Consider the following 23622-nt stretch of genomic DNA (forward strand, 5'->3'; position numbering starts at 1 on the left):
ACGGCCGCTCACGATGGCCGTCATGGTCAGGAACGAGCAGGGCGGAGGCTTGCGAACCGCTTGCGCGAAAAAATCTGGGACGTCAGTAGACCACGCGCAGCCAGGGCGTGACGCGCAGCACGCGGGCGCCGACGGCGGCGGCCAGAGCGTCGAGATTGGCGTCCACGTCGCTCAAGGGGAAGGAGCCGGAGACCAGCCGGCCGGACAGGTCGCCGCGGAGCGCGATGCGCGCGTCCGTCTGGCGCTGGAGCGCGGCCACCACCTCGCCGAGGGGCTGCTGGCTGAAGGCGATCCGCCCGGACATCCAGCCGAGCTCCATGTCGAGATCGACCGTCTCGGTGGGACCGAGCCGGCCGTCCTCAGCCTCCACGCGCTCGCCGGGCGCCAGCGCCTCCGTGGCCGATCCGTCGGGCAGGCTGACCTCCACCGAGCCGCGCGCCACAACCACGCTCGCGCGCTCGTCCGCGCGCTCCACGTTGAAGGCCGTGCCCGTCACCCGCACGCGGGCCGGGCCGCCGTCCACCACGAAAGGCCGGGCCGGGTTGGAGATCACGTCGAAGAAGGCTTCGCCCCGGCGGATCGTCACACGACGCGTCGCCCCGGCGAAATCCACGTCGAGCGCGGTGTCGGCCGCGACGCGCACCGTGGAGCCGTCCGGCAGCCGGCGCTCGGCGGTTTCGCCGCGCCCGGTGACGATGTCCGCGCCGAAATCCGCGATCAGGCCCGGCGCGATCGCCGCGAGGGCGAGGCCCGCCGTCAGCGCCATGCCGCCGATCGCCATCCGGCCGGGGCGCCAGCGGACGTGGGCGGCGGCGCGCCGGTCCTGCGCGCGCGCCAGCGGCAGCCCGATCGCGGACCACAGCCGCTCGGTCTCGGCGAAGGCGAGGGGATGGCGCGGGTCGGCCGCAAGCCAGGCGTCGAACTCGGCCTCGTCCCGCGCGCTTTGGTCGCCGTCGCGGCGCATGAGCCACGCATCCGCCGCGGCCCGCTGCTCGGGCGTCGGCCTGGCGTCACTCCGCGCGTCCATGTCCGTCTGATGCACCGCTCGACCTTAGAAAACTTCCAGCGTTCATTTATCCAGAACGAACGGGAGCCGGAAAGGCGAACATGCCGAGCGGAAAAAATTCGCCGAGAGGGCCTCATCCCTCTGCTCATCGGCGTTTTTGCCAGGAGAACGCTTCAGGCCCGGGACGCAAACGACCCCCTCAAACGCAGAGGGTTTCGAGGAGGGCCTCAGCTCGCCCCCACCGCAAAGCCTCTCTGCATGTCCCCAACCCGCGCGGCGGCGCGCTCGTGCCGGGTCTTGGGCGCCAGGGCGGCGTCGGCGGCGCCGTCGCGGGCGGCGCGCTTCACGGCCAGAAGCCGGGGATCGCCGAAGCGTTCCAGCAGCTCCTGAAACCGCGCATGGCGGGCGGCGTCGAAGGCGCGCGGAACGCCGTAGGGATCGCGCGTGGGGTGGGGCGGGGCGAAGCCGCCGCAGAGCACCAGGCCCTTCGGCGCCGGCACGTTGGCGCCGTGGACGCGGCCGGTCTTCATCAGCTTCGGCAGCAGATGGGTGTGCGGGCCGGGCGGGCTCGACCCGCCGTCCATGGGAATCGGCTGGAACACCTCGATCCGCCCGATCCGGGTGACGAACACCCGGTGCGGCTGGGCGCGGAAGATGGCGCCCATGACGCCGATCCCGTCGCCGAACAGCGACTTGCCCTCCGCCGCCCGCAGCGCGTCGATCAGGCCGGAGTCGCGGGTGCGGACCAGCGCGTCCATCTGCAGCCGCGCGAGCCCGAGATCGAACAGCACGCCGTCGCGATCCTCGTCCCGCACGGCCGCGGCGTCGGGGCCGAGTTCGGTGAGAACCGCGCGGCGGTTCAGGGCGCAGGCCGTGCGCGGCAGGCCGAGCGCCACATGCTGGCTCCAGCTTTTGGCCCGGCTCATGGCGCCTTCATAGGCGAAGGGCCTGAGATCGTCGTTCGGCTCCAGCCGGATCGCGCCGCGCGCCGTGGCCGCCGCGAGGCCCCGACCCTCGGGAAACGCCGTGGGCTCGTCCGCGTCCCGCAGGAATTCCGCCACCACGCCGAACGCGCCCATGTGCCAATGGGTGTCCGGGCAGTTCAGGCGCTCTTCCAGCACGGCGACGACGTCGGTCACAGGGGCATCCTTCCGCTATCGTGTGAAGCGAGCCGCCGCCAGGGCGCGACCAGCGTCTCGCGCTCGACCTGCGCCCGCGCCAGCGTCACGCCGTAAGCCGCCGCCGCGGCGGCGTCGGTCAGCACCTCGCCCGGACGGCCGTCGCCGAGGATGCGCCCGCCCGCCATCAGGATGAGGCGGTCGCAGAACCGGGTGGCGAGCGTCAGGTCGTGCAGCACCACCACCACGCCCATGCCCCGGCGGGCAGCGGCGGCGAGCCGCTCCATCAGGCCAAGCTGGTGGGCGGGATCGAGCGCCGCCGCCGGCTCGTCGGCCAGCAGCCACTCGCTCTCCACCGCGAAGGCGCGGGCGAGCAGCACGCGGGCGCGCTCACCGCCGGAGAGTTCGCGCATCGGCCGGCCGCGAAAGCCTTCCGCGTCGGCCGCGCGCAGCGCCCGGTCCACCGCCGCGGCGTCGCTTTGGAGCGCCGCGCGGCCGAAGCCCCGATGGGGCAGCCGCCCCAGCGCCACCACATGTTCCGCCCGCAGCGGCCAATGGGCCTCCGCCGTCTGTTCCAGATAGGCGAGCCGCTTCGCAAACGTCCTGCGGCCGATGTGGGCGAGGCGCCGGCCATCGTAGAGCACCTGCCCCTCGTCGGGCGCGCGCAGGCCCGCCAGCGCCCGGAACAGGGTGGTCTTCCCCGCGCCGTTCGGGCCGATGAGGCCGACCAGCTCGCCGGGCCTCAGGGTGAGCGACACCCGGTCGACGCGCGGGGCGCCGCCGAGCCGGACGGTGAGGTTGAGGGCGACGATCTCCATCACGCCTCCCGCCTCAGGCGCCACAGCAGCGACAGGAAGAACGGCGCGCCGATGAGCGCCGTGACCACGCCGAGCTTCAGCTCCGGCCGCACGCCGATGGCCCGCACGCCGATGTCGGCGCCGAGCGCCAGCGCCGCGCCGCCAAGTCCGCTTGCGAGCAGCAGACGGCCGGGACGTCCGCCCACCAGCGGGCGCAGGATGTGCGGAACCACCAGCCCGACGAAGCCGATCGAGCCCGTCACCGCCACCGTGGCGCCCACGGCGAGCGCCGCCCCCACCACCAGCATGGCCCGCACCCGGCCCAGGTCGAAGCCGAGGCTTGCGGCGGTGTCCTCGCCGAGCGTGAGCGCGTCGAGCGCCGGGCCCGACGCCAGCATCAGCCCCCAGCCGACCACGAGCAGCGGCGCGACCAGCGCCACATGGTCCATGCTGCGGTCGGCGAGCGAGCCCATCAGCCAGAACATCACCTCCATGGCGGCGTAGGGGTTCGGCGACAGGTTGAGCGCGAGCGCGGTGAGCGCGCCGGCGAGGCTGTTGATGGCGACGCCGGCGAGGATCAGCGTCATGGTGGCGGAGCCGCGCCCGGCGAGGCCGTAGAGCGCCGCGACCGCCGCCGCCGCGCCCAGAACGCCGCCGATGGGCAGCGCCAGCGAGAAGGCGGCCGACAGCCCGGAATAGAACATGAGCACCGCGCCGAAGGCGGCGGCGCCCGTGACGCCGATGACGCCGGCGTCCGCGAGCGGGTTGCGCAGCAGGCCCTGCATGGCCGCGCCGGCGATTCCCAGGCTGAAGCCCGCCAGCGCGCCCATCAGCGCCCGCGGCAGGCGCAGCTCCATGAACACCAGCGCTTCCAGCGAAGCCCGGCCGGACAGCGCGTCCGTCACCGCCGCCTGAAGATCCAGCGGCGCGTAGCCGATGGCGAGCGAGGCCGCGAAGGCCACGAGCACGAGCGCGAAGAGAGCCGCAAGCAGCAGGCCGTAGCCGCCGTCGCGCGCGAAGGACGCCTCGGTCGGGATCGCGCTCATGGCCGTCCCTCGGCCGCGTCGGCGAGGATGTCGAAAGCGTCGGCGAGGCTCGGGCCATAGCAGGTCCAGAGCTTCGGCGGCACGCGGACGATCTTCACCCGGTCGCCGAGGCGACGCAGCACGGGATGCCGCAGCATCTCGGTGGCCATGGCGGGCGGGCCGGCGCGCGCGCCGTCCACGATCAGAGCGTCGATCCCCTTGGCGATCACCAGCTCCAGCGGCAGCTGGCCGTAATTGTCGAGCTCCAGCTCCGCCACCACGTTCACGAGCCCCGCCCGGCGCATCAGATCGTCGATCAGGGAGCCGGGGCCGGCGCTGAATCCGTTCGGCCGCAGCACGGCGGCGCGCAGCTTCGGTTCGCGCGCCGCGACCGGGCGGGACATGCGGCGATCGAGCTCCGCGATCATGGCCTCGCCCCGGTCGGCGTGGCCGATGGCCTGCGCGACGCGGCGGATTTCTTCGCGCACGCCGTCGAGCGTGCGGGGCGCGTCCGCGTCCACCACGGGCACGCCGATCCGCCTCAGCACCGCGACGGATTGCCGGGAGGTGTAGCGGCCGGCGAGCACAAGATCGGGCCGGAGCCCGATGACCTCTTCGGCGAAGCCATGGGTCGACGGCACGCCCCGCGCCTGCTCCGCCACGTTGGAGCCGGCGGAGAGGGTGGACAGCCAGGTGACGCCCGCCACCTGCGACGGGTCTCCGAGCCGGATCAGCAGATCGTCGGTGCAGAGGTTGATGGAGACCACCCGCGCCGGAGCGGCCGCGGCGGGAGCGGCGGCGAGAAGGCCGAAGGCCAGCAGCAGGCCGCGCATGCGCCTGGAGCCCCTCAGGACATCGCTGCGAGCCGTCATGCCCGAGCTTGCCTCGGGCATCCACGACTTGAACGCTCAAGCCGTCGTTCGGCCAAAGCCTTGGATGCCCGCCGAAGGCGGGCATGACGAACCGCACATGCGGTTCGTCTGTCCCTTGGGAGCGGTCGCTCAGCCATGGCGGAAGCCCTGACCCTGCTCGTCGATCGCCTCCGGCTCCCGGCCGAGCCAGCGCTTCGAGACCGCCCGCCAGACGGCGAGGCGGGAGAAGTCCGGCGTCTCGGCCAGGCTGTCGTCGTCCTCGATGAAGGGGTTGGGGAAGAAGATCGAGATCATGGGCTCGCCGGCGCCGTTCCACATCTCGAAGCCCCAGGTGACCGGCTTGCCGTCCCGGCCGTAGCCCCGGAACAGCTGCGCCCTGGACGGCTTGCGCTTCCTGGTCAGCTCCGGCGCCACCGGGAACCGCTCCGAGCCGCGGTTCTCGCCGATGCAGAGGTGGAAGTGGCCGCCATGCCCGAACATGACCGTGAGGTAGCCGTCCAGCAGGCCGATGGACTGGGGCGCCGAGAGGCACTTCCATTCATAGGCCGCGCCCTCGATCAGCGGGCCGAAGCGTATGCCCTCCCAGTGGGTCTCGAACACGTCGCGCAGGAACGCCTCCAGCGTCGGCGCCTCCGCCGGCAGCGACCAGATCTCGCGCTTCAGCGCGCCGTCCCCGCCGCGCAGGGTCTCGGTCGGCGCGCGGGGGGCCAGAGGTTCGAGAACGATCATGTCATGCCCTCACGACGACAGGGGGATCGCCCGGCGGCCGGGCGATCCGTTGGTGGTCAGAACGACACCTTCACGCCGCCATAGGCCGCGCGGCCGGGCGTGTTGTAGGTGAAGACCTCCTCGTAACGCTTGTCGAACAGGTTCTCGATCCGGCCGTACACCTCGGCGTTGGGATGAACCTTGTAGGACGCGCCGAGGTTGACCAGCGTGTAGGCCTTCAGCGGAACGCGCGTCTGGGCGTAGGTCATGGCGTCGTAAGCGTAGTCCTTCTGCTTGCCGTTGTGGACGACGCCGAGGTTCACGTTCGCCCTGTTCTCCAAGAACGCGTAGTTCACGTTCAGGCTGCCGATGTTGCGGGGGCGACGCACCAGCTCCGCGCCGGCAGGGTCTTCGCCGTCCGAATACGTGTAGGCCGCGCGGATGCTGAGCCCTTCGATCGGCCGCAGCGTGACGCCCAGCTCCACGCCCTTGATCCGCGACGTGCCGTCGAGGTTGACCGGAGTCGTGACGTAGTTCCCGGCGGTGTCCTGATAGCTGCGCGACGAGATCAGGTCGCTGACGCGCTGCTGGAAGTAGGTCGCCTCGAAGGTGACGCGATCGTCCCAGAACGGCTGGTCGAAGCCGATGTCCCAGCCGCGGGTCTTCTCGGGCGTCAGCGCGGAATTGCCCACGTAGTTGCCATAGAAGCCATAAAGCTCCGAGACGGTGGGGTTCTTCACGCCCGTGCCGAACGACGCGCGGATCTTCGTCTGCGTCCGGTCGAAGGTGTAGGCGGAGGCGAGGCGATAGGTGGTCTCGTCCTTGAACCGCTCGTTGAAGTCGTGGCGCACGCTGCCGGTGACGAACAGGTTCTCGAACAGGCCGAGCTGGTACTGGCCCACAAGCCCGGTGTTCGTGATCGACTTGCGCACCGGTTCATAGCCGTAGCTGCTGAGCCAGATGCTTTTGCTGACCACATGGTCGCGCTGGGTGTCCGCGCCGAAGGTGAGGACATGCGTCGCCGGCAGGCCACCCTCGGTCGAGAAGCGGTAGTTGGTCTGGTAGTCGAGCTTCACCGTCTCGCCGACGGTGGCGGAACTGCGCTGGTCGGTCCCGTCATAGTTCCGGCGATCCTGATTGGTGTAGGACAGGCCGAGCACATGGTCCCAGGCGCCGTCGAGCAGCGTGGCCTTGCCCTGCACCCGGCCGAAGAACTGCTTGCCGCGCTCGTAATCGCCGGACTCGACCGCCGCCGCATAGGGGAAGCCGGTCGCGGAGCCGAAATTGTCCCGGTCAGCCCGGAAGCTGGTGTAGCGCGCGACGCTCGATATCTCGAACATCTCGCTTGGCCGCACCGAGACCTTGGCCAACGCGCTGCCGCTCTCGTACCCGTCGCGGTCGCGGAAGCCCGAATTCCAGGCGTCCCGTTTCCTGGCGACCGAGTTTCCGTCGGTGTGGAACATCTGGGTGGCGAACAGGTAGTCGTAGGCCTCGGTCCCGCCGGAAACGGCGGCCGAGCCGTTCAGCGTCCCGAACGAGCCGCCTTCCACCTGGCCCCGGAACGCCGGCTTGCCGTCCCCCTTGCGGGTGACGATGTTCACCACGCCGCCGGCGGCGTCGGAGCCGTAGAGCGCGCTCTGAGGCCCGCGCAGCACGTCCACCCGCTCCACCTCCAGCGCCAGCAGGTTGGCGAAATCGAACTCGCCGCTCGCGCCCGGATCGTTCATCTCGATCCCGTCGATCAGCACCAGGGTCTGGTTGCCCTCCGAGCCGCGGATGCGGATCTGGGTCAGCGCGCCCACCGGGCCGGTGCGGCTGACGGCGACGCCCGGCATCTCGCGCAGCACGTCGGAGACGACCCGGATCTGGCGCTTCTCCAGCTCTTCGCCCGAGAGCGAGGACACCGCGCTGCCGATGGCCGCCTGCGGGCCCTCGACCCTGTTGGCGGTGACGGAAAGCTCGGGCAGGTCCTCGGCCGCGGTCGCCTGCTGTGCGGCGGACGGCGTGACGAAGGCGAGGGACAGGAAAGCCGCGGACAGCGCGCACGCGCTGCTGCTGCGAAGGAGAGAGGCGATCATCGAGACCCCGGGCGGGACGAGTGGCACGTCACCGCGAACAGGAAGTCTCACCGACCGGTACAGGCACGCGCCCACGCCGATGGCTCGCCCACCATCGGTGCACCCCGCCCGACGCGTTCGCGTGTGACCACACGGCTGACGGCAGGTCTCCTGACTCACGGGTCCCGGCGCTTCCGTCGCCTTCCCAGACCCCGAAGGGTCCAGTGGCCGATGACGAAGCGCTCGCCGTTCACAGTAGCGGGGGCTGCCGCAGGATAGGGCCGGATGGCCTGCACTGCGTTCCCTTTTGATCCCCGGGGGGGAACCGTCGGCCCGGACGCTATGGCGAAACTGTGGCCGCGGTCAATGCGACCTCGGTCGATGGAAACGGCTCTGTCGCTCGAAAGCCACGGATCGCCGGCATGGGCGCGCGGGTCAGCCCATGTCCCGGTTTGGGCGTTCCCGCCAGACGTGATCCAGCATGTCCCGGAAGAAGCGGTCCGCCCGTTCGCGTTCCCCCGCCTTGAGGCGCGGCGCGCGACGCCCGAAGGTCTCGTCGGCGAGCCGGAACTCCTGCGCCAGAAACGCCAGAATCTCCGCCGGCGCCATGGCGGCTCCGAGTTCGCGGGTCACGGCCTTGCGCGCGATGAGATCGTCCATGATGCGGGCCACCGCCGGCGGCGGATCGCATTCGGCCATCAGCGTCTGGAACCGCATGGGCGCCACCGCCGCGTCCGGCCGCAGCCGCAGCCAGCGCAGGGCCGCCGCCGGGCGGACCATGTAGAACAGCTTCTTCAGCGCGATCGGCTCGCCCTCGCGCAGATGCCGCTCCTGATGCGCGTAGCCGAGCCCGCGGTAATGACGGGCGACGCGATCGCGATCCGCCGCCTGCTCCGCGAAGGCGAGGAAGGCGGCGCGGAACCGCTCGTCCACGCCATAGGCGATCGGCGAGGTCAGCCATTCGATCGCGACCGCGTTGCCGTTCAGCAGCAGCCGGATCGCTTTCGCCAGATTCCAGCCGTTGACGTCGAGATCGCCTTCGATCGGGGTTTCGATGACGTCGCGTGCCGGCCACAGCGACAGGTAGCGCTCCGGCGGCTGCACATAGATGAACCGGCAGTCGTAATCGCTGTCCGGCGACGGAAAGCCCCACGCCCGGCTTCCGCTTTCGATGGCGAAGGGGATGGCGACGCCGTGAGCGGCGCGGATGTCCGCAAGCCTCCGGTCGACGGCGGCGATGGCCTCGGGGGCCATGTCGGGGGCGAGAGAACGACTGAGCATCACGCCTCCGGCGCACGGACAACCGCAGGACGCGCCGTCTCCCGGTTCCATGCCGCGCGCGCCGCGTGGTGTCCAGAGATCGGCGCTCCACCTTAGAACTGATCTAAATTATTGAATTTGCTATGGAATATTCTTTTACCTTATAACCGCCACATGCGTGGCGGCGTGGATTGGGACCTTTTCTCCTTTTCGCGCCGCGGCGCCCTCAACGGTCGAGCGGCCATGACGTCCTGGCGAACCTCCCTCGGTCTGCTGTTCGTAGACCATCGCGCGCCGCTCGAGCGGCTGGTCGGCCGTCGCGTGCGCGACCGCGAAACCGCGGCCGAGATCGTGCAGGACGTGTTCGCACGGGTGTGGCGCGCCGGCAGCGCGGGGTCTTCGGACGATGATCGCCGCATTCTGTACGCGGCGGCGCGCAACGCCGCGGTGGACCACAATCTCGCCCAGTCGCGCCGCAGCCGCGCGCTGGCCCGGCTGACGCCCGAGCAGCTGATGCAGGACGACGCCGCGCCCGATCAGACGCTCGCCTCCCGGGCCGCGATCGTGGCGCTGGAGGAGGCTCTCGCCGACCTGCCGGAACGCACGCGCGCGATTTTCGTGGCGCGACGCCTCAGGGGCGAAAGCAACGCCGTGATCGCGGCCCGGCTTGGCATCTCGGTGCGCGCGGTGGAGAAGCATCTGGTGCGCGGCCTCGCCCACTGCCGCGAGCGGCTTTCCGGTCATCTCGACGACGCCTGAACGTCCTTCGGGAGAGATGTGACGCGCGCGTCGTGCGTTCGATCATGCGGGCGCACGCCTGATCTGCCCGGCCAAAATTGAGGTAAAACCTTAATCCGAGAGAGTTTTTTCGTTCCCCGGCGGGACAGGCGCGTTGTCCGCCGGGGAACGCCGCCCGTGTCCGGCGCGAGAAAAACCGGGAGGGCCGCCCCCGGCGACAGGCGGGGGGAAGACGCCCGGTCCTTCCGGAGCGCGCATGGGCCTGAGGCGTCTCACCACCTGAAGAGCGCCCCGGACAGCGGCCGTCGTCTCAGGCCGTACGGTCGAGACCGGACTTGGGCTCTTCGGGCTTGGCCTCGCCGGGCTTCGGGCCGCCGCGGGCGACGCCGACCATGGCGGGGCGCAGCAGGCGATCGCCGATGACGTAGCCGTCCTGCACCACCTGCGTCACGGTGCCGGTGGGCACGCTCGGATCGGGCGCCTCGAAAATGGCCTGATGGAAGTTGGGATCGAAGATCTGGCCCTTGGGCTCGATCTTGGCGACGCCGTGCTTCTCCAGCGTCTTCAGCAGCTCGCGCTCGGTCAGCTCCACGCCGTCGACGATGGACTTCAGCGGCCCGTCGGTCTCGGCCGGGACCGCTTCCAGCGCGCGGCGCAGGTTGTCGGCGACCGACAGCAGGTCGCGCGCGAACGAGGTCAGCGCGTATTTGCGGGCGTCCTGAACCTCCCGCTCGGTGCGGCGGCGCAGGTTCTCCATCTCCGCATGCGAACGCAGGAACCGGTCGCGCAGATCGGTGACGGCGGCCTCGAGTTCGGCGGTGCGGTCGGCGGGACCGGCGATCTCCGGCTCGATGGTGTGATCCGCGCGCTCGCCGTCGGTCTGCGCCGGTTCAGCGGCGTTCAGCTCCACGTCGGCGGCTTCGGTCTGGGGATCGTTGCGGGGCGAGGACGTATCCGGCATCGCGCGCCTTTCAGTGCAGGAAGAGATCGGATGAGCGGTTCGCATATCAGGTGACCGCGCCAAAAAATCAAGCCGTCGCGAGCTCTTGGGCGCCTCAGTCAATGCGCACCTGCGCGGAGGCGGTGGCCCCCGCGCCGTCGGTGACGGTGACGCGGGCGAAGCCGGGGCCGGCGGCGCGCCACAGCGTCTCCCGCCGCCGCTCCGGGGGCAGGGGGCGGCCGTCCACCAGCCAGCGGAACGGCGCGACCCCGCCCGCCGCCTTCAGCGCCAGCTCGCCGCCTTCGTCCAGCTCCACCCGCGCGCCGTCCGGCGGATAGGCCACCATCAGCGGCGCGGGCGCCCCGTCGTCGGGGCCGGGCGGCGGCGCGCCGAAGGGGCGGAAGCGGCGCATGGGCGGCGGCAGATCGGAGGCCGCGATCAGGGCCTCCGGGGGCAGGGGCGGCAGCGGCGCGACGCCTTGCCCCAGCCGGGCGAAGGCGTCGAACAGGATCGGCGCCGCGGCGTCCCGGCCCACGAGCCCGGCGCTCGACGCGCCGTCCGGCCGCCCGGCCCACACCGCCACCACCCGGCGGCCGTCGAAGCCCACCGCCCAGGCGTCGCGATAGCCGTAGGAGGTGCCGGTCTTGAAGGCGATGCGGCCGCCGAGCGCCGCTTCCGGCGGCGGGCTCTTCAGCAGCGCCTGCGCCACCTGCGCCGCCGCGACCGGGTCGGTCAGCCGCCGGCCCGCATCGCCGGGCGCGGCGAGGTCGGCCGGAGCGTCGGACAGCGGAATCGTCTGTCCGCCGCGGGCGAGGCCCGCATAAAGCGTGGCGAGGTCGATCAGCCGCACGCCGACGCCGCCCAGCGCCACCGCGAGCCCCGGCGCCTCGCCGGCGGGCAGCGCCAGCGGCGCGCCGGCCGCGCGCAGGCGGGCGGCGAAGCGCGCCGGCCCCACCGCGTCCATCAGCGCCACCGCCGGGATGTTGAGCGACAGCGCCAAAGCCTCGCCGCAGCTCACCGTGCCGTGGAAGCCCTCGTCGAAGTTGCGGGGGGCGTAGGTTCCGAAGCGGGCGGGCCGGTCCTCGATCAGGGTGGCGGGCGCCGCGATCCCGTTCTCGAAGGCGAGCGCGTAGATGAAAGGCTTCAGCGCCGAGCCCGGCGAGCGCACCGCGCGGGTCTGGTCCAGCGCGCCGGCGCGGGAGGCGTCGAAATAGTCGGCCGAGCCGACCGAAGCCTCGATCGCGCCGGTGGCGTGGTCCGCCACCAGAATCGCCACCGACAGGCCGGGGCCGAGCGCCCGCGCCCGATCCCGCGCCAGCGTCTCCAGCGCGCGCTGGGCCTCGCGCCGCAACGTCAGCCGGACCACGCCGCCCGGGCCGGCCCGCCGCGCCGCCACCTCCGCCGCATGGGGCGCGAGATTGGGGAAGGGGCGGCGGCCCTCCGGCGTCGGCTCCTCGCGGGCGTAAGTCGCCTCCGCAGGGCTGATGGCGCCGGCCTGCGCCAGCCGGGCCAGCACCCGGTCCCGCGCCGCGCGGGCGGCCTTCGGGTCGCGGTCCGGCCGCCGGGCCTCCGGCGATTGGGGAATGGCGATCAGCAGCGCGGCCTCGGCGATCGACAGCCGGCCGGGCTCCTTGCCGAAATAGGCGAGGCTCGCCGCGCGCACGCCCTCAAGATTGCCGCCATAGGGCGCGAGTCGGAGGTAGAGGTCGAGCACGCCGTCCTTGCCCACCTTCCGCTCCAGCGCCAGGGCTGCGGCGGCCTCGTTCAGCTTGCGGGACAGCGTGCGGGAGCGGTCGGGGGTGATGAGGCGCGCCACCTGCATGGTGAGCGTGGAGCCGCCGGACACCACGCCGCGGTGCACGATCGCCTGTCCCGCCGCCCGGAGCGCCGCCAGCGGGTCCACGCCCGGATGGGTGAGGAAGCGCTTGTCCTCGTAGGCCATCAGCAGCTTCAGGAAGCGCGGGTCCACCTCCGCCCGCGTCACCGGCAGCCGCCATGCGCCGTCCGCCGCCGTGAACGGCCGCAGCAGCCGCCCGTCGGCGTCGAGCACGAGGGTGGAGAGCGTCTCCGCCCGACCAGCCTCCGGCGCCCGCACGGTGTTGAGCCCCGCGACGCCGACAAGGCCCGCGACCAGCGTCGCCAGCGCCGCGCCGGCGACGGCTTTACGTCGAGAGCGGCGCATGTCGGCTCACTTCGCGGTCACCTCCACGCGGCCGGCGCCGGTGCGGGCGAAGCGTTCGGGGCGGTACATGTCCTCCACCGTCGCGGACGGCTGGGCGTAGACGCCGGGCGCCACCGCGCGCACCACATAGGCCGCGGAGTAGAGCGCGTCCGCACCTTCGGAGCGCTCGAAGGCGGCGACGAAACGGTCGTCCCGGAATTCCGAATGGGCGGCCGAGGGCTCGTCGCCGAGGAAGGACAAGGCCGGCAGCTTCGCGCTGGAGACCAGCTCCGGATTGTCGATCTCGAAGCCCGCGGGAAGGCGGTCCACCACCAGCACGCGGCCAGGCCGGGGCTCCGGCTCGGTCACCTGAAGCACCACCACAAGACGGCTGTTCTGCGCCACCTTCGACGGGTCCACTTCCACGCCGGCGGTGGTGTAGTAGCGCCGCACCAGATGGAAGTCGCGCTCCGCCGGGGGCTCGGGGATCACCGGCGCGCCGGTGACGGTGACGACCGCCTCCAGCGCCGTTTCGCCGGCGTTGACCACGCGGGACGGGCCTGTCGCCAGCTTCGCCGGCGGGAACGAGGCCGACAGCGGCCCCTCATGCGCCGCCCCGTCCACGGTCAGCTTCAGATCGGCGCTCTGGGCGCGAAGCGCCCTCGCGGCCATCAGCAGCCAGGCGTTCTCCTGCGTCGACAGCACGGAGCGGTCCGCCCGCGCGCCTTCGATCCGCCGGAGCGTCGCGGGCTGCAGCGCAGACCCCACGCGGGCCTCGGAGGCGAGCGTCAGCACCGCAGCCTGATCCCGGAGCAGCGAACCGAAATCCGCCCGGTTGGCGGGATCGTCCGCGGTGGCCTCCGCGCTGGCGAAAGCCTTCTCGGCCCGCGTGCGGTCGCCGATCTGGGCGAGCGCCGCGCCGATCTGGGCGCGGGCGAGGGGGCTCGTGAACTCGGCGAGCTTGACGTCCGCCAGATAACGCAGCTCGCCCACCAGCGCCCGGCCGGAGCGGGCCAGCACGTAATGGGCGTAGGCCACGTCGGATTCGGTGGAATCCTGACGAAGGCCGATGGTGTTGCGCAGGTTGTCGAGCGCGAGCTCCAGCGCCTTGTGCGGCACCTCCGCCTGCTCCGCCCGGGCGCGGGCCAGCACGTCGGTGACGAAGGCGTCGAGCCACAGGTCGCCGCCTTCGTTCGCGGACCACAGGCCGAACGACCCTTCCGCCGTCTGCCGCGACAGGATGCGGGCCACGATGTCGCCGATCCGCGCCTTCACGTCCGCGGGCGAGGTCCCGGCCGTCCGGGACGCCAGCCCGGCCTCGTCGCCATAGATCAGCGCCACGAGCCGGCTCGAAAGCTGCTCCGAGCAGGCGTAGGCGTAGCCGTCGAGCGCGAGCTTGAAGGTGGCGGCGTCGAGGGCGCCGGGCTTCGCCACCGACAGCGCCACCGAGCCCGTGCCGGCCACGAGATCGCCCACCAGATCGCTGGAGACGGTGACGCCGGCGCCCCTGGCGAGCGTCACCTTGGAGGTGCGGGTGATCGGGGCGGTCGCGGGCTTCACGTCGAGCGCCAGCGCCTGGGCGTAGACCTTGCCGTCCGGCCCGGTGAGCGCCACGTCGATGCGGCCCGCGCCGACGCCTTTCGCCTGCACGGATATGTCCACCGCCGAGCGGGATTTTGATCCCAGCGTCACGCTCTGGGGCGCCGCTCCGAGCGCCAGCGGGCCGGAGGCCGCGACCGCCAGCCGGTACGCGCCTTCGGGCCCGGAGACATTGTCGAGATCGAGCCTCAGGCGCGAGCGGTCGCCGTCCGCCAGGAAGCGGGGCAGGGCGGCCTGAACCACCACGGGGTCGGCCACCGTCACGTCCTTCGCGGCGTGGCCGAGCTTGCCCGCGCTCCACGCCGCCGCCATCAGCCGCACGGTCCCGTTGAAGGCGGGCAGGTCGAACGTCACGGTGGCGGTTCCGTCGGGACCGACGGGGACGAGGCCCGAGAACAGCGCCAGCGGCGCCTGGGTCGGCGTGTCCTGCAGGCCGCCGGCCCCCGCGCCGTCGCCGCCGGAGCGCAGCCGCCCGGCCTGGGCGTTCATGCCGTCGATGAGCTGGCCGTAGAGATCGCGGAGGTCGGCGGCGAGCTTGCGCTGGCCGAACACCGCGAGATCGGGCGCCGGCGGCTTGTAGCCGGTGAGGTTGAGGATGCCCACGTCGACCGCGGCCAGCGTCACATAGGCCTTCTCGCCCGCGGCGAGGCCCGTCAGCTTCACCGGAACGCCGAGAGGCCCGCGGGGCGCGGCGGTGTCGGACACGTCGAGCGCGACGCCGAGCGTGCGGTCGCGGGCGTCCACGGCGGCGTGGGCCACGCCCACGGCGCGGCCGGGCATGCGGCTCGCCTTGGCGTCGAGCGGGCGGTGCACGAAGGCGACCACATAGGCGCCGGGGCGCCAGCCCTCCGTCACCTCGAAGCTCACCTTGGTCGCGCCGGGAGCGACGTCCAGCGTCTTCTGGGCCACCACGCCGGAGGCGACCGCGAGCACGGTGGCGCGGCCGGCGAAACGGCTGGACAGCGTCGCGGTGACGGTGTCCCCCACCCGGTAGGACGGCTTGTCCAGCGCCACGTCGGTCATGTCGGGGCTGTCGGCGCTGGCGCCGGCGAAATAACCGGCGTCGAAGCTGACGCTGGTGGCGGGCCCCTGCGGATCGGCGGTCGCCACCTCCAGCCGGTAGCGGCCGTAATCGGCCTTGGCCTCGATCCGGCCGGGTCCGGTTCCGTCGAGGTCCAGTTTCCCATCCGCAATGCGGCGGGTGCGGTTGACGGTCTCGAAGCTCCAGCGGCCGTTTGTGGCGTACCACTGGTATGAGGTCTCGACCCGCAGCAACTGCCACGTCAGCCCGGCGGCCGGCTGCGACGCGCCGTCGGGGGCGACCATGGCCACCTCGAAGCGGGCGGTCTCGCCGTCGCCGACGCGGTCCCTGAACAGCGGCTTGACGCCGATGCGCGGGCCCTTGGCCGCCACCGGCAACGTGAGCCTGCGCTCCAGCGTGCGGCCCGAAGGCTCCGCAAGCCGCAGCGCGATCTCCGCCTCCAGCGGCCGGGAGGCAGCGGGCAGCGCGGGCTCGGCCACGACAACCCTCGCCTTGCCGGCGGCGTCGGTGCGGGACAGCGCCTCGACCGGCGTGCGCACCGGCGCGATCTGCTCGTCGGTGAGGCCGAAGCGGTAGCCCTCGAAGCCGGCGGGCGCCGCGTCGCTGGGCTTGATGGTGAGGTCGCCCTCGATGGCGAGATCCGCGGCCGGCGCGCCGTAGAGCCAGCGGCCGTCCACCGCGATCGCCGCGCCTCCGGCGCCAAGCGCCTTGGCCTCGGTGGAAAGCTTCAGGTCCAGCCGCTCGGGCACGTAGTCGGCGACCAGGAAGGTGGCGGAGCCGATGGGCGCCGCCTTGACGTCGGCGTAGGCGTCGATGCGCCACGTGCCGCCCATGGCCTGATCCACCAGCGGCAGGCTGAGCGTGCGTCCGCCGGCCCCGGCGTCGGCGGAGACAATGCGCCGGTCCTCCACGCCGTCGGGGCGGGAGAGCACGAAGGTCAGCGGCAGGCCCTCCGCCGCCGCGCCCTTGTCGTCGCGCAGCAGCGCGGTGACGTGGACGGTCTCCTTCGAGCGGTAGACGCCCCGTTCCGCGAACACCTGCGCGTCCAGCGGCCCCGGAGCGGCTCGGCCGCCGACGCCCCGGTCGGACAGATCGAAGCCGGGCCTGGTCAGGTCGAGGAAGCCGTAGTCGCCGTCTTTCGAGGCCACCAGCACGGCGGGGGCCGAGCCGCCGGTTCCCTTGGTGAGGCCGGCCTCGAAGGCCACGAAGCCGTCCGCGTCGGTGGTTTTGGTGGCCAGCACCTCGTTGTCGCGGGCGATCAGCTTCAGCTCCACGCCGCCGAGCGAGCCGGCGGTGGCGAGCGAGCGGGCGAAGGCCTTCACGCCGTCCGTGCCCGACACGGCGGTGAGGCCGAGATCGGACACCACGAACCATTGCGTCGCGACCGAGTCCCACGGCTCCGGATCGACCGCGTTCTTCGGTTTCGCGATCAGCACATAGACGCCGGGGACGAGCTTCGGCGCGGCCTCGGACACGGGGAAGGCGGTGACGACGTCGGCGTTCGGCTTGCGCTCCACCGAAAGCTCGCCCGCATAGACCCGCGAGGCGGTGTCGGAGCGCAGCCTATCGATGGCCTCGCCGTCGAGCTGCTTCTGGAAGTCGCCGGACACGACGGAAGGCGTCAGGTTGCGGTCGCCGACCCGGTAGAGCTCCACCTCGGCCGCGTCCACGTTGACGCTGACCAGCGGCACGCCGTGCTGCCCGGTGGAGGGCAGCACGTAGTTGCGCCCCGTGAAGCGCACCGCGGGCGAACGGTCGCGCACATAGATGCGGAACTCCTTCGAGGACGGCAGCGATTCGTCCACCTCCGACGGCAGGCCCTGCCGCACCGTGAGGTCGTAGGTCTCGCCGTGCTTCAGCCCGTCGACGCAGAGCTGCTGATCGTTGACGGAGACCGCCGGGTTCTCCAGGCCCTTCAGAACCACGTAGGGGGCGAAGTCGATCCGGCCTTTCGCCAGCGTCTCTGAGAACTGCACGCAGGCGCGGGGGGAGGCGGCGTCGGCGTCCACCGAGAAGTCCAGCGCGCGGAAGCCGTGCTCGTCGCGCAGGACCTCATAGGCTTTCTGCAGCTCGGGCGTGGGGGCCGCGGCGAGGCTCGCCTTGTAGGCGTCGAGGGCGGGGCGGAACTCCTCCTTGTAGACCAGCGCGTTGGCGAGAACGGCCAGCGCCCGGCCACGGGTCTTGGCGTCGGCGGAAAGCTCGTAGGCCCGCCAGGCGGCGCCCACCGCCTGCTCCTTGAAGCGCTCGCGCTCGGAATAGTCGTCGGTCTCGACGCGGGTGAGCGCCACCGAGAGGTTCCGCCACGCCTGCTCGTTCTTCGGGTCCTTGCCGGCGGCGAGGGCCATGCTCACCGCCGCCTCCCGCCATTCGGCGGCGCGGATCTGCGCGACGCCCTGCTTGATGAGGTCGGCCACGGGGCGCGCGTCGGAGGTCGCCTCCCGCTGCAGCCGCGCCTGCAGCTTCAGCGCGCTGGTCAGCGCCTCCCGGTTCTCGAACGCGCCGGACGCGGCCTCGGACGGCGCGGCGCAGGCGAGGGAGACGGCGAGGGCCGCGGCTGCGAGGCCGAGACGTCGGAGGGCGTGGCGCATGGCGTGTCTCCCCGTAGGCCGCGCGCCCTGTCGAAGCGGGCGCGTCGGCGGCGACGATAGCCCCGGCGGCGCGGCGAGGGAATGTCGAACAAAGGCGGCGTTCACCGTTCCGAAGGCGCTTCCACGGCAGACTCCGGCGGATTCTGACTTTTGCTTATGGGACTGGGAAACGGCGCATGACGAGTCTGGACGCCCCCGCGTTCTCCCGAACGCCGTCCTGCACGGGCGCGTTCGGCGTCCGGGCGGCGCCCGCGCTGATCTGGCTCGCGTGCCTCGTCTGGTGGACCTGGGGCTCCTACGCCGCCGGTCCCGATCTCATGTCCACCGACGACGCCATGCGGCTCACGGAGGTTCGCGACCTGCTGGCGGGCCAGGGCTGGTTCGATCTGGTCCAGAGGCGGCTCGATCCGTCCTCCGGCGGCGTCCTGATGCACTGGTCGCGGCTGATCGACCTGCCGATCGCCGCGCTGCTCGCTGGTCTCGGCGCGCTGTTTCCGGCCGAGACCGCCTTGCGTCTGACGCTGACGCTCTGGCCGGCGCTGCTGTTCCTGCCCGCTTTGTTCGCCGCCGCCGCCATCGGCCGCGCGCTCGCAGGCCCCGCCGCGGGCGTGCTGTCGGCGCTGATGCTTGCGCTGTCGCCGGGCGTCGCCGGGCGGTTTTCGCCGGGCATGATCGACCACCACGGCGCCCAGGCGGCGCTGACGCTGGTCATGCTCGCCTGCGCGCTGAACGCCGGCCGTTCGATGCGCGCCGCCATCGGCGCCGGGTTCGCGGGCGCGGCCATGCTCGCCATCGGCATGGAGACGCTGCCCATGGCGGCGGCCATCGCCGGAGCGGCGGCGCTGCGCTGGGCCGCGCGGGGCGACGACGAGGCGGCGGGCGCCGCGGCCTTCGGGCTGAGCTTCGCAGGCGGGGTCGCGGGCGTCGCCCTGCTCGCCGCGCCGCCGGCGCAATGGACCGCGCCGGTCTGCGACGCGCTCGGGCGCGGCCATCTCGCCGCCGCGCTCGCGGGCGGGCTCGGCCTCGCTCTCGCGGTCCGCCTCACCCGCGGACAGGGCGCCCTCGCGCGGCTCGTGGCCCTCGGCGCCGTCGGGGCCGCGGCGCTGGGGAGCGTGCTGGCCGCGTCCCCCGCCTGCCTCGGCGATCCCTACGCCGCGCTGCCGCCGCGCCTCGTCACCGAGTGGCTGTCGCAGATCGCGGAGGCGCGCAGCCTGCCCGCGCTGTGGGGCGACGACCGAGGCGCCGCCATCGTCCTCCTCGCAAGCGTCGCGGCGGGCGCGCTCGCCGGGCTCTGGCTGCTGCTGACCGCTCCGGCCGGGCGGCGCGCCGCCGCCGTCACGACCTTCGCCGTGTTCGTGGTGGCGGCGGCGCTCGCCGCGTGGCAGATGCGCGGAACCCTGTTCGCGCTGGCGCTGTCCGCGCCGTTCCTCGCCGCCGCCGTCGCCGCGGCTTGGGGACAGGGCGCCCGGCCATGGCGCGGCGGGCTGGCGCTGACGGCGTTCAATCCGGCCGCAGCCGCGCTCGCGGGCCTGCTCGCGGCGGAGGCGCTTGGCGCGCCCGTCACGCCGCTGACGCCGACCGACTGCCCGCGCGGCGACTTCGAGGCGCTGGCCCGGCTGCCGCACGGCCTGATCCTCACCCCGCCCGACGCCGGCCCCTTCGTGCTGGCGTTCTCGCCGCACGCCACCGTCGCCGGCCCCTACCACCGGGGCGTCTCCGGCCTGATGGCGCAGCTCGAAGCCTTCACCGGAACCCCGGATCAAGCCCGCGCAATCCTCCGGACGAAGCGCGTCGACTACGTGGCCCTGTGTCCCGAGGCGGGCGACGTGAAGCAGCATGCGGCTGCGAGCTCCGCCGGCTTCGCCGCCCGGCTGCTCGACGGACCCGCGCCGGACTGGGCCACGCCGGTCGATCTCGGTCCGGGCGTGACGCTGAAGCTCTGGCGGGTCGCGCGGTGACGCTTCCGAAGCGGAGGCCGTCGCGCTAGCGTCAGCGGTCATGATCGCCGATTCGTCCGACACTGATCCGAAGCCCGCCTCCACGTCGGGAAAAGGCGCCGAGGCCGACCGGCGCGAGGCCGAGCGCCGGGAGCGCATGGCGGCGGCTCTCAGGGAAAACCTGAAGCGCCGCAAGGCGCAGGCGCGCGCCAAGGCGGTCGCGGCGAAGACCGGGGACGAGCCCGGCTCCGACGCTTGAGCGCCATGCGGCCTGCGACGTTTGTGCGACGCCGCCGGATGGGCTAGACCCCGGCGTTCGCAAGAGGGACAGGCGCTCGGCCGGCCCCCTCGAAGGAGGCAGCTTTGGATCGCATCCGCATCATCGGCGGCTCGCCGCTCGTCGGCCGCATCCCGATCTCGGGCGCGAAGAACGCCGCCCTGCCGCTGATGATCGCGAGCCTGCTGACCAGCGAAACGCTGATCCTCGACAACACGCCGCGGCTCGCGGACGTGGCGCTGCTGAAGCGCATCCTCGGCAACCACGGCGTCGAGGTCACGGTCGAGGGCAAGCGCGCCGGCCAGGATGAGTTCCTGGGCGAGACGGTGCGCCTCACCGCGGCCGACATCGTCGACACCACCGCGCCCTATGATCTGGTCTCCCGCATGCGGGCGAGCTTCTGGGTCATCGGCCCGCTGCTGGCGCGCGTGGGCGAGTGCAAGGTGTCGCTGCCGGGCGGCTGCGCCATCGGCACAAGGCCGGTGGACTTCTTCCTCACCGGGCTTCAGGCGCTCGGCGTCGAACTGGAGATCGACAGCGGCTATGTGATCGCCAGGGCCCCCGGCGGACTGAAGGGCGGTCGCGTCGTGTTCCCCAAGGTCTCCGTCGGCGCCACCCACACCATCCTGATGGCCGCCACGCTCGCCCGCGGCGAGACCGTGATCGAGAACGCCGCCCGCGAGCCGGAGGTGGTCGATCTGGCCGAGTGCCTGATCAAGATGGGCGCCAAGATCGAGGGCGCCGGCACGTCCACCATCACCGTCACCGGCGTGGAGCGGCTGCACGGCGCCCGCCACAGCGTGCTGCCGGACCGCATCGAGACCGGCACCTACGCCATCGCCGTGGCCATGGCCGGCGGCGACGTGACGCTGGACGGCGCGCGCTACGACCTGCTGGACAGCGCCTTCGACGTGCTCTTGGAGGCGGGCGCCGAGATCACCCGCCTGAACGACGGCGTGCGCGTGGTCCGCAACGGCCACGGCATCGGCCCGGTCCGCGTCACCACCGAGCCCTATCCGGGCTTCCCCACCGACCTGCAGGCCCAGCTCATGGCGCTGACGACCCGCGCCAAGGGCTCGTCCAGCATCACCGAGACCATCTTCGAGAACCGCTTCATGCATGTGCAGGAGCTGGCCCGGCTCGGCGCGCGCATCCACCTCGACGGCGACACCGCCACCATCGAGGGCGTGGAGCGCCTGAAGGGCGCGCCGGTGATGGCCACTGACCTGCGCGCCTCGGTGTCGCTGGTGATCGCGGGGCTGGTGGCGGACGGCGAGACCACCGTCAACCGCGTCTACCACCTCGACCGCGGCTTCGAGCGGCTGGAGGACAAGCTCTCCCGCTGCGGCGCTGAGATCGAGCGCGTCTCGGGCTGAGGCCGGAACAGAGCGCCTCGAACGCGAAAAGGCTCCGACCACAGGTTCGGAGCCTTTTTGTCGCCGCCGGAAATTGAAACCCAAGCCTCGCCGTCATGCCCGGCAAACGCCGGGCATCCACGATTTTCCCGACACGCCTGAAAGCGCAGTGCGTCCGAAGTCGTGGATTGCATGTTTGCGTTGTCCGTCCCTGGTGTTGGGATGGGGGACGCCGGCGGGACCTCGAGACGTGGATGGGTCTTGTCGACCGTGGGCATCTTGAGCCCGCCGGCGTCACGGTCGCGATCACGCGCACGGAAGTGGGGGCTCTCGCCCGAATGCAATCCGGCGTGACGGACCAGACCGTCATCGTGCCGGAGGCGATCATGACCCACAAGCTCATCCTTGGGTTCGACGTGTCGAAGGACTGGATCGACGTCGGCCGCCACGGCGCGGCGGCGGTGACGCGGCTTGCGAACGAGGCGGACGCGATCGCCGCTTTCCTGAAGGCCGAGGGTCCGATCGGGCTCGCGGCGTTCGAGCCCACCGGCGGCTACGAGCGGGCCCTGCGCCGGGCGCTGGTGGAGGCCGGGGTTCCGTTCGCGCGCGTCCATCCGAACGAGGTGGCGGCGTTCCGGGCCCGGCGCGGCGTGAAGGCCAAGACCGACCGGATCGACGCCCGGCTGATCGCCGACTTCGCCGCGCTCGAGCTCGACGGACGCGGGCTGAAGCCGCTGGTCGAGGGCGACGGGGTCTTGCGCGAACTCGTCGCCCGCCGCCGCCAGCTGGTCGACGCGCTCCACGCCGAACGCTGCCGGGCGGCGCTGGCCGAGAGCCGCCCGGTGCGCGACAGCCTCGAGCGCCGCCATGGCGCGCCGTCTCGCCAGCCTCAAGGGCGTCGGCCCCGTCACGATCATGACGCTGATCGGCGCGCTGCCGGAGCTCGGCCGCCTCACCGGCAAGGAGATCGCGAGCCTGGTCGGGCTCGCGCCCGTGACCCGCGACAGCGGCAGGACCCGGGGCCGGGCCGCCACCGGCCACGGCCGCCCGGACGTGCGCCGCGTGCTGTTCAACGCCGCACGCTGCGCCATCCGCCACAATCTCACGATGAAGGCGTTCTACGACCGCCTCGTCACACAGAACCGCAGGCCCGGAAAGGTCGCCCTCACCGCCGTCATGCGCAAAATGCTCGTCACCCTCAACGCCATCGCGCGAGACCGACAAAACTGGAAACACGCACCTCACGCTTGACCGCAAACACGGAAGATGCCCGAGACAAGCTCGGGCATGACGTGTCGGCGGCGTCAGGCCGGCGCGAACACCGGGGCGTCGAGGCCTTTGGGCGAGAGCGTGAAGATTTCGCAGCCGTCCTCGGTGACGCCGATCATGTGCTCGAACTGGGCGGAGAGCGAGCGGTCGCGGGTCACGGCGGTCCAGCCGTCGGACAGCACCTTCACCGGCGGGCGGCCGAGATTGATCATGGGCTCCACCGTGAAGAACATGCCGGCCTTCAGCGGAACGCCCTTTCCGGGCTCCCCGTAATGCAGGATGTTCGGCTCGTCGTGGAACAGGCGGCCGATGCCGTGGCCGCAGAAGTCCCGCACCACCGACATGCGCTCGCCCTCGGCGAAGGTCTGGATGGCGTGGCCGATGTCGCCGGTGGTGGCGCCGGGCCTGATGACGGCGAGGCCGCGCATCATCGACTCATACGTCACCTCGATCAGCCGTTCGGCCCGGCGCGGAATCGGGCCGACCGCGTACATGCGGCTGGAATCGCCGTGCCAGCCGTCCAGCACGAAGGTGACGTCGATGTTGAGGATGTCGCCCTCGCGCAGCGGCTTGTCGTTCGGGATGCCGTGACAGACCACATGGTTGAGCGACGTGCAGATCGTCTTGGGATAGCCGCGGTAGTAGAGGCATGCGGGAAGGGCGCCGTGGTCCATGGCGAACTCCAGCGCGAGCTTGTCCAGCGCCTCGGTGGTGACGCCCGGCGCCACATGCTCGTTCATCAGGTCGAGCGCCTCCGCCACCAGCCGGCCGGCGCGCCGCATGCCCTCGAAGGCCTCGGGGTCGTGGATTTTGATGGCGCCGTTTTTCCGCAGCGGCGCCGTAGCGGCTTCGACGAAGGTCATTTACGTCTCG

General features: G+C 72.2%; 17 protein-coding genes, 1 pseudogene and 1 riboswitch. Of the genes and pseudogenes, 6 read left to right on the top strand and 12 right to left on the bottom strand.

The features are described from left to right. Positions 1-82 precede the first annotated feature (82 nt). From PKE85_RS03840 to PKE85_RS03875, 8 genes are all read right to left on the bottom strand, one after another. Positions 83-1027, bottom strand: a complete 945-nt coding sequence (locus tag PKE85_RS03840; protein WP_271203458.1) for a FecR family protein — start codon at positions 1025-1027, stop codon at positions 83-85. A 206-nt stretch (positions 1028-1233) separates the two neighbouring features. Further along, positions 1234-2145, bottom strand: a complete 912-nt coding sequence (locus PKE85_RS03845) for a DUF6925 family protein (RefSeq protein WP_271203459.1) — start codon at positions 2143-2145, stop codon at positions 1234-1236. Further along, positions 2142-2942, bottom strand: a complete 801-nt coding sequence (locus PKE85_RS03850; RefSeq protein WP_271203460.1) for an ABC transporter ATP-binding protein — start codon at positions 2940-2942, stop codon at positions 2142-2144. The genes PKE85_RS03845 and PKE85_RS03850 overlap by 4 nt, the downstream gene beginning before the upstream one ends. Then, positions 2942-3967 (bottom strand): FecCD family ABC transporter permease, encoded by a 1026-nt coding sequence (locus tag PKE85_RS03855; protein WP_271203461.1) that lies wholly within the window; start codon positions 3965-3967, stop codon positions 2942-2944. Before PKE85_RS03855 ends, PKE85_RS03850 begins: the two co-directional genes overlap by 1 nt. Next, the gene (locus PKE85_RS03860; protein ID WP_271203462.1) at positions 3964-4818 is read right to left on the bottom strand and encodes an ABC transporter substrate-binding protein; all 855 of its coding nucleotides are present in this window, start codon (positions 4816-4818) and stop codon (positions 3964-3966) included. Before PKE85_RS03860 ends, PKE85_RS03855 begins: the two co-directional genes overlap by 4 nt. A gap of 129 nt (positions 4819-4947) precedes the next feature. Then, positions 4948-5547 (bottom strand): DUF7676 family protein, encoded by a 600-nt coding sequence (locus tag PKE85_RS03865; protein WP_271203463.1) that lies wholly within the window; start codon positions 5545-5547, stop codon positions 4948-4950. A 56-nt stretch (positions 5548-5603) separates the two neighbouring features. Continuing rightward, a complete protein-coding gene (locus tag PKE85_RS03870; RefSeq protein ID WP_271203464.1) occupies positions 5604-7604 on the bottom strand; it encodes a TonB-dependent receptor plug domain-containing protein in 2001 nt (666 codons plus the stop codon). 123 nt (positions 7605-7727) lie between these two features. Next, a riboswitch (cobalamin riboswitch) is annotated at positions 7728-7928 on the bottom strand. Between the two features lie 90 nt (positions 7929-8018). Further along, a complete protein-coding gene (locus PKE85_RS03875) occupies positions 8019-8864 on the bottom strand; it encodes a nucleotidyltransferase domain-containing protein (RefSeq protein ID WP_271203465.1) in 846 nt (281 codons plus the stop codon). 222 nt (positions 8865-9086) lie between these two features. Between PKE85_RS03875 and PKE85_RS03880 the strand changes: the two genes are divergently transcribed. Further along, on the top strand, positions 9087-9602 hold the full coding sequence (locus PKE85_RS03880; RefSeq protein WP_271203466.1) for an RNA polymerase sigma factor: 516 nt from the start codon (positions 9087-9089) through the stop codon (positions 9600-9602). A gap of 289 nt (positions 9603-9891) precedes the next feature. Here PKE85_RS03880 and grpE read toward each other — a convergent pair whose 3' ends face one another. The 3 genes from grpE to PKE85_RS03895 form a co-directional block, all read right to left on the bottom strand. Then, positions 9892-10542: a nucleotide exchange factor GrpE gene (gene grpE / locus PKE85_RS03885; protein WP_271203467.1), complete on the bottom strand. Its 651-nt coding sequence runs from the start codon at positions 10540-10542 to the stop codon at positions 9892-9894. A 94-nt stretch (positions 10543-10636) separates the two neighbouring features. Then, positions 10637-12703, bottom strand: a complete 2067-nt coding sequence (pbpC, locus tag PKE85_RS03890; protein WP_271203468.1) for a penicillin-binding protein 1C — start codon at positions 12701-12703, stop codon at positions 10637-10639. A 6-nt stretch (positions 12704-12709) separates the two neighbouring features. Then, the gene (locus tag PKE85_RS03895; protein ID WP_271203469.1) at positions 12710-17911 is read right to left on the bottom strand and encodes an alpha-2-macroglobulin; all 5202 of its coding nucleotides are present in this window, start codon (positions 17909-17911) and stop codon (positions 12710-12712) included. Between the two features lie 176 nt (positions 17912-18087). On the opposite strand from PKE85_RS03895, the gene PKE85_RS03900 reads away from it, so the two are divergent. From PKE85_RS03900 to PKE85_RS03920, 5 genes and pseudogenes are all read left to right on the top strand, one after another. Further along, a complete protein-coding gene (locus PKE85_RS03900) occupies positions 18088-19869 on the top strand; it encodes a hypothetical protein (RefSeq protein ID WP_271203470.1) in 1782 nt (593 codons plus the stop codon). 40 nt (positions 19870-19909) lie between these two features. After that, positions 19910-20107 (top strand): hypothetical protein, encoded by a 198-nt coding sequence (locus tag PKE85_RS03905; protein ID WP_271203471.1) that lies wholly within the window; start codon positions 19910-19912, stop codon positions 20105-20107. A gap of 104 nt (positions 20108-20211) precedes the next feature. After that, positions 20212-21501, top strand: a complete 1290-nt coding sequence (murA, locus tag PKE85_RS03910; protein ID WP_271203472.1) for a UDP-N-acetylglucosamine 1-carboxyvinyltransferase — start codon at positions 20212-20214, stop codon at positions 21499-21501. Positions 21502-21866: 365 nt separating this feature from the next. After that, positions 21867-22247: pseudogene (locus PKE85_RS03915) on the top strand (IS110 family transposase); the annotation flags it as partial. 100 nt (positions 22248-22347) lie between these two features. Next, positions 22348-22731, top strand: coding sequence for a transposase (locus PKE85_RS03920; protein WP_271203473.1), 384 nt, complete (start codon positions 22348-22350; stop codon positions 22729-22731). A gap of 53 nt (positions 22732-22784) precedes the next feature. On the opposite strand, the gene map is transcribed toward PKE85_RS03920, so the two are convergent. After that, entirely contained in the window at positions 22785-23612 is an 828-nt protein-coding gene (gene map / locus PKE85_RS03925; protein WP_271203474.1) for a type I methionyl aminopeptidase, read from the bottom strand. Between the last annotated feature and the right edge of the window lie 10 nt (positions 23613-23622).

The sequence above is a fragment of the Methylopila jiangsuensis genome (assembly GCF_027922305.1).
GTDB lineage: Bacteria > Pseudomonadota > Alphaproteobacteria > Rhizobiales > Methylopilaceae > Methylopila > Methylopila jiangsuensis.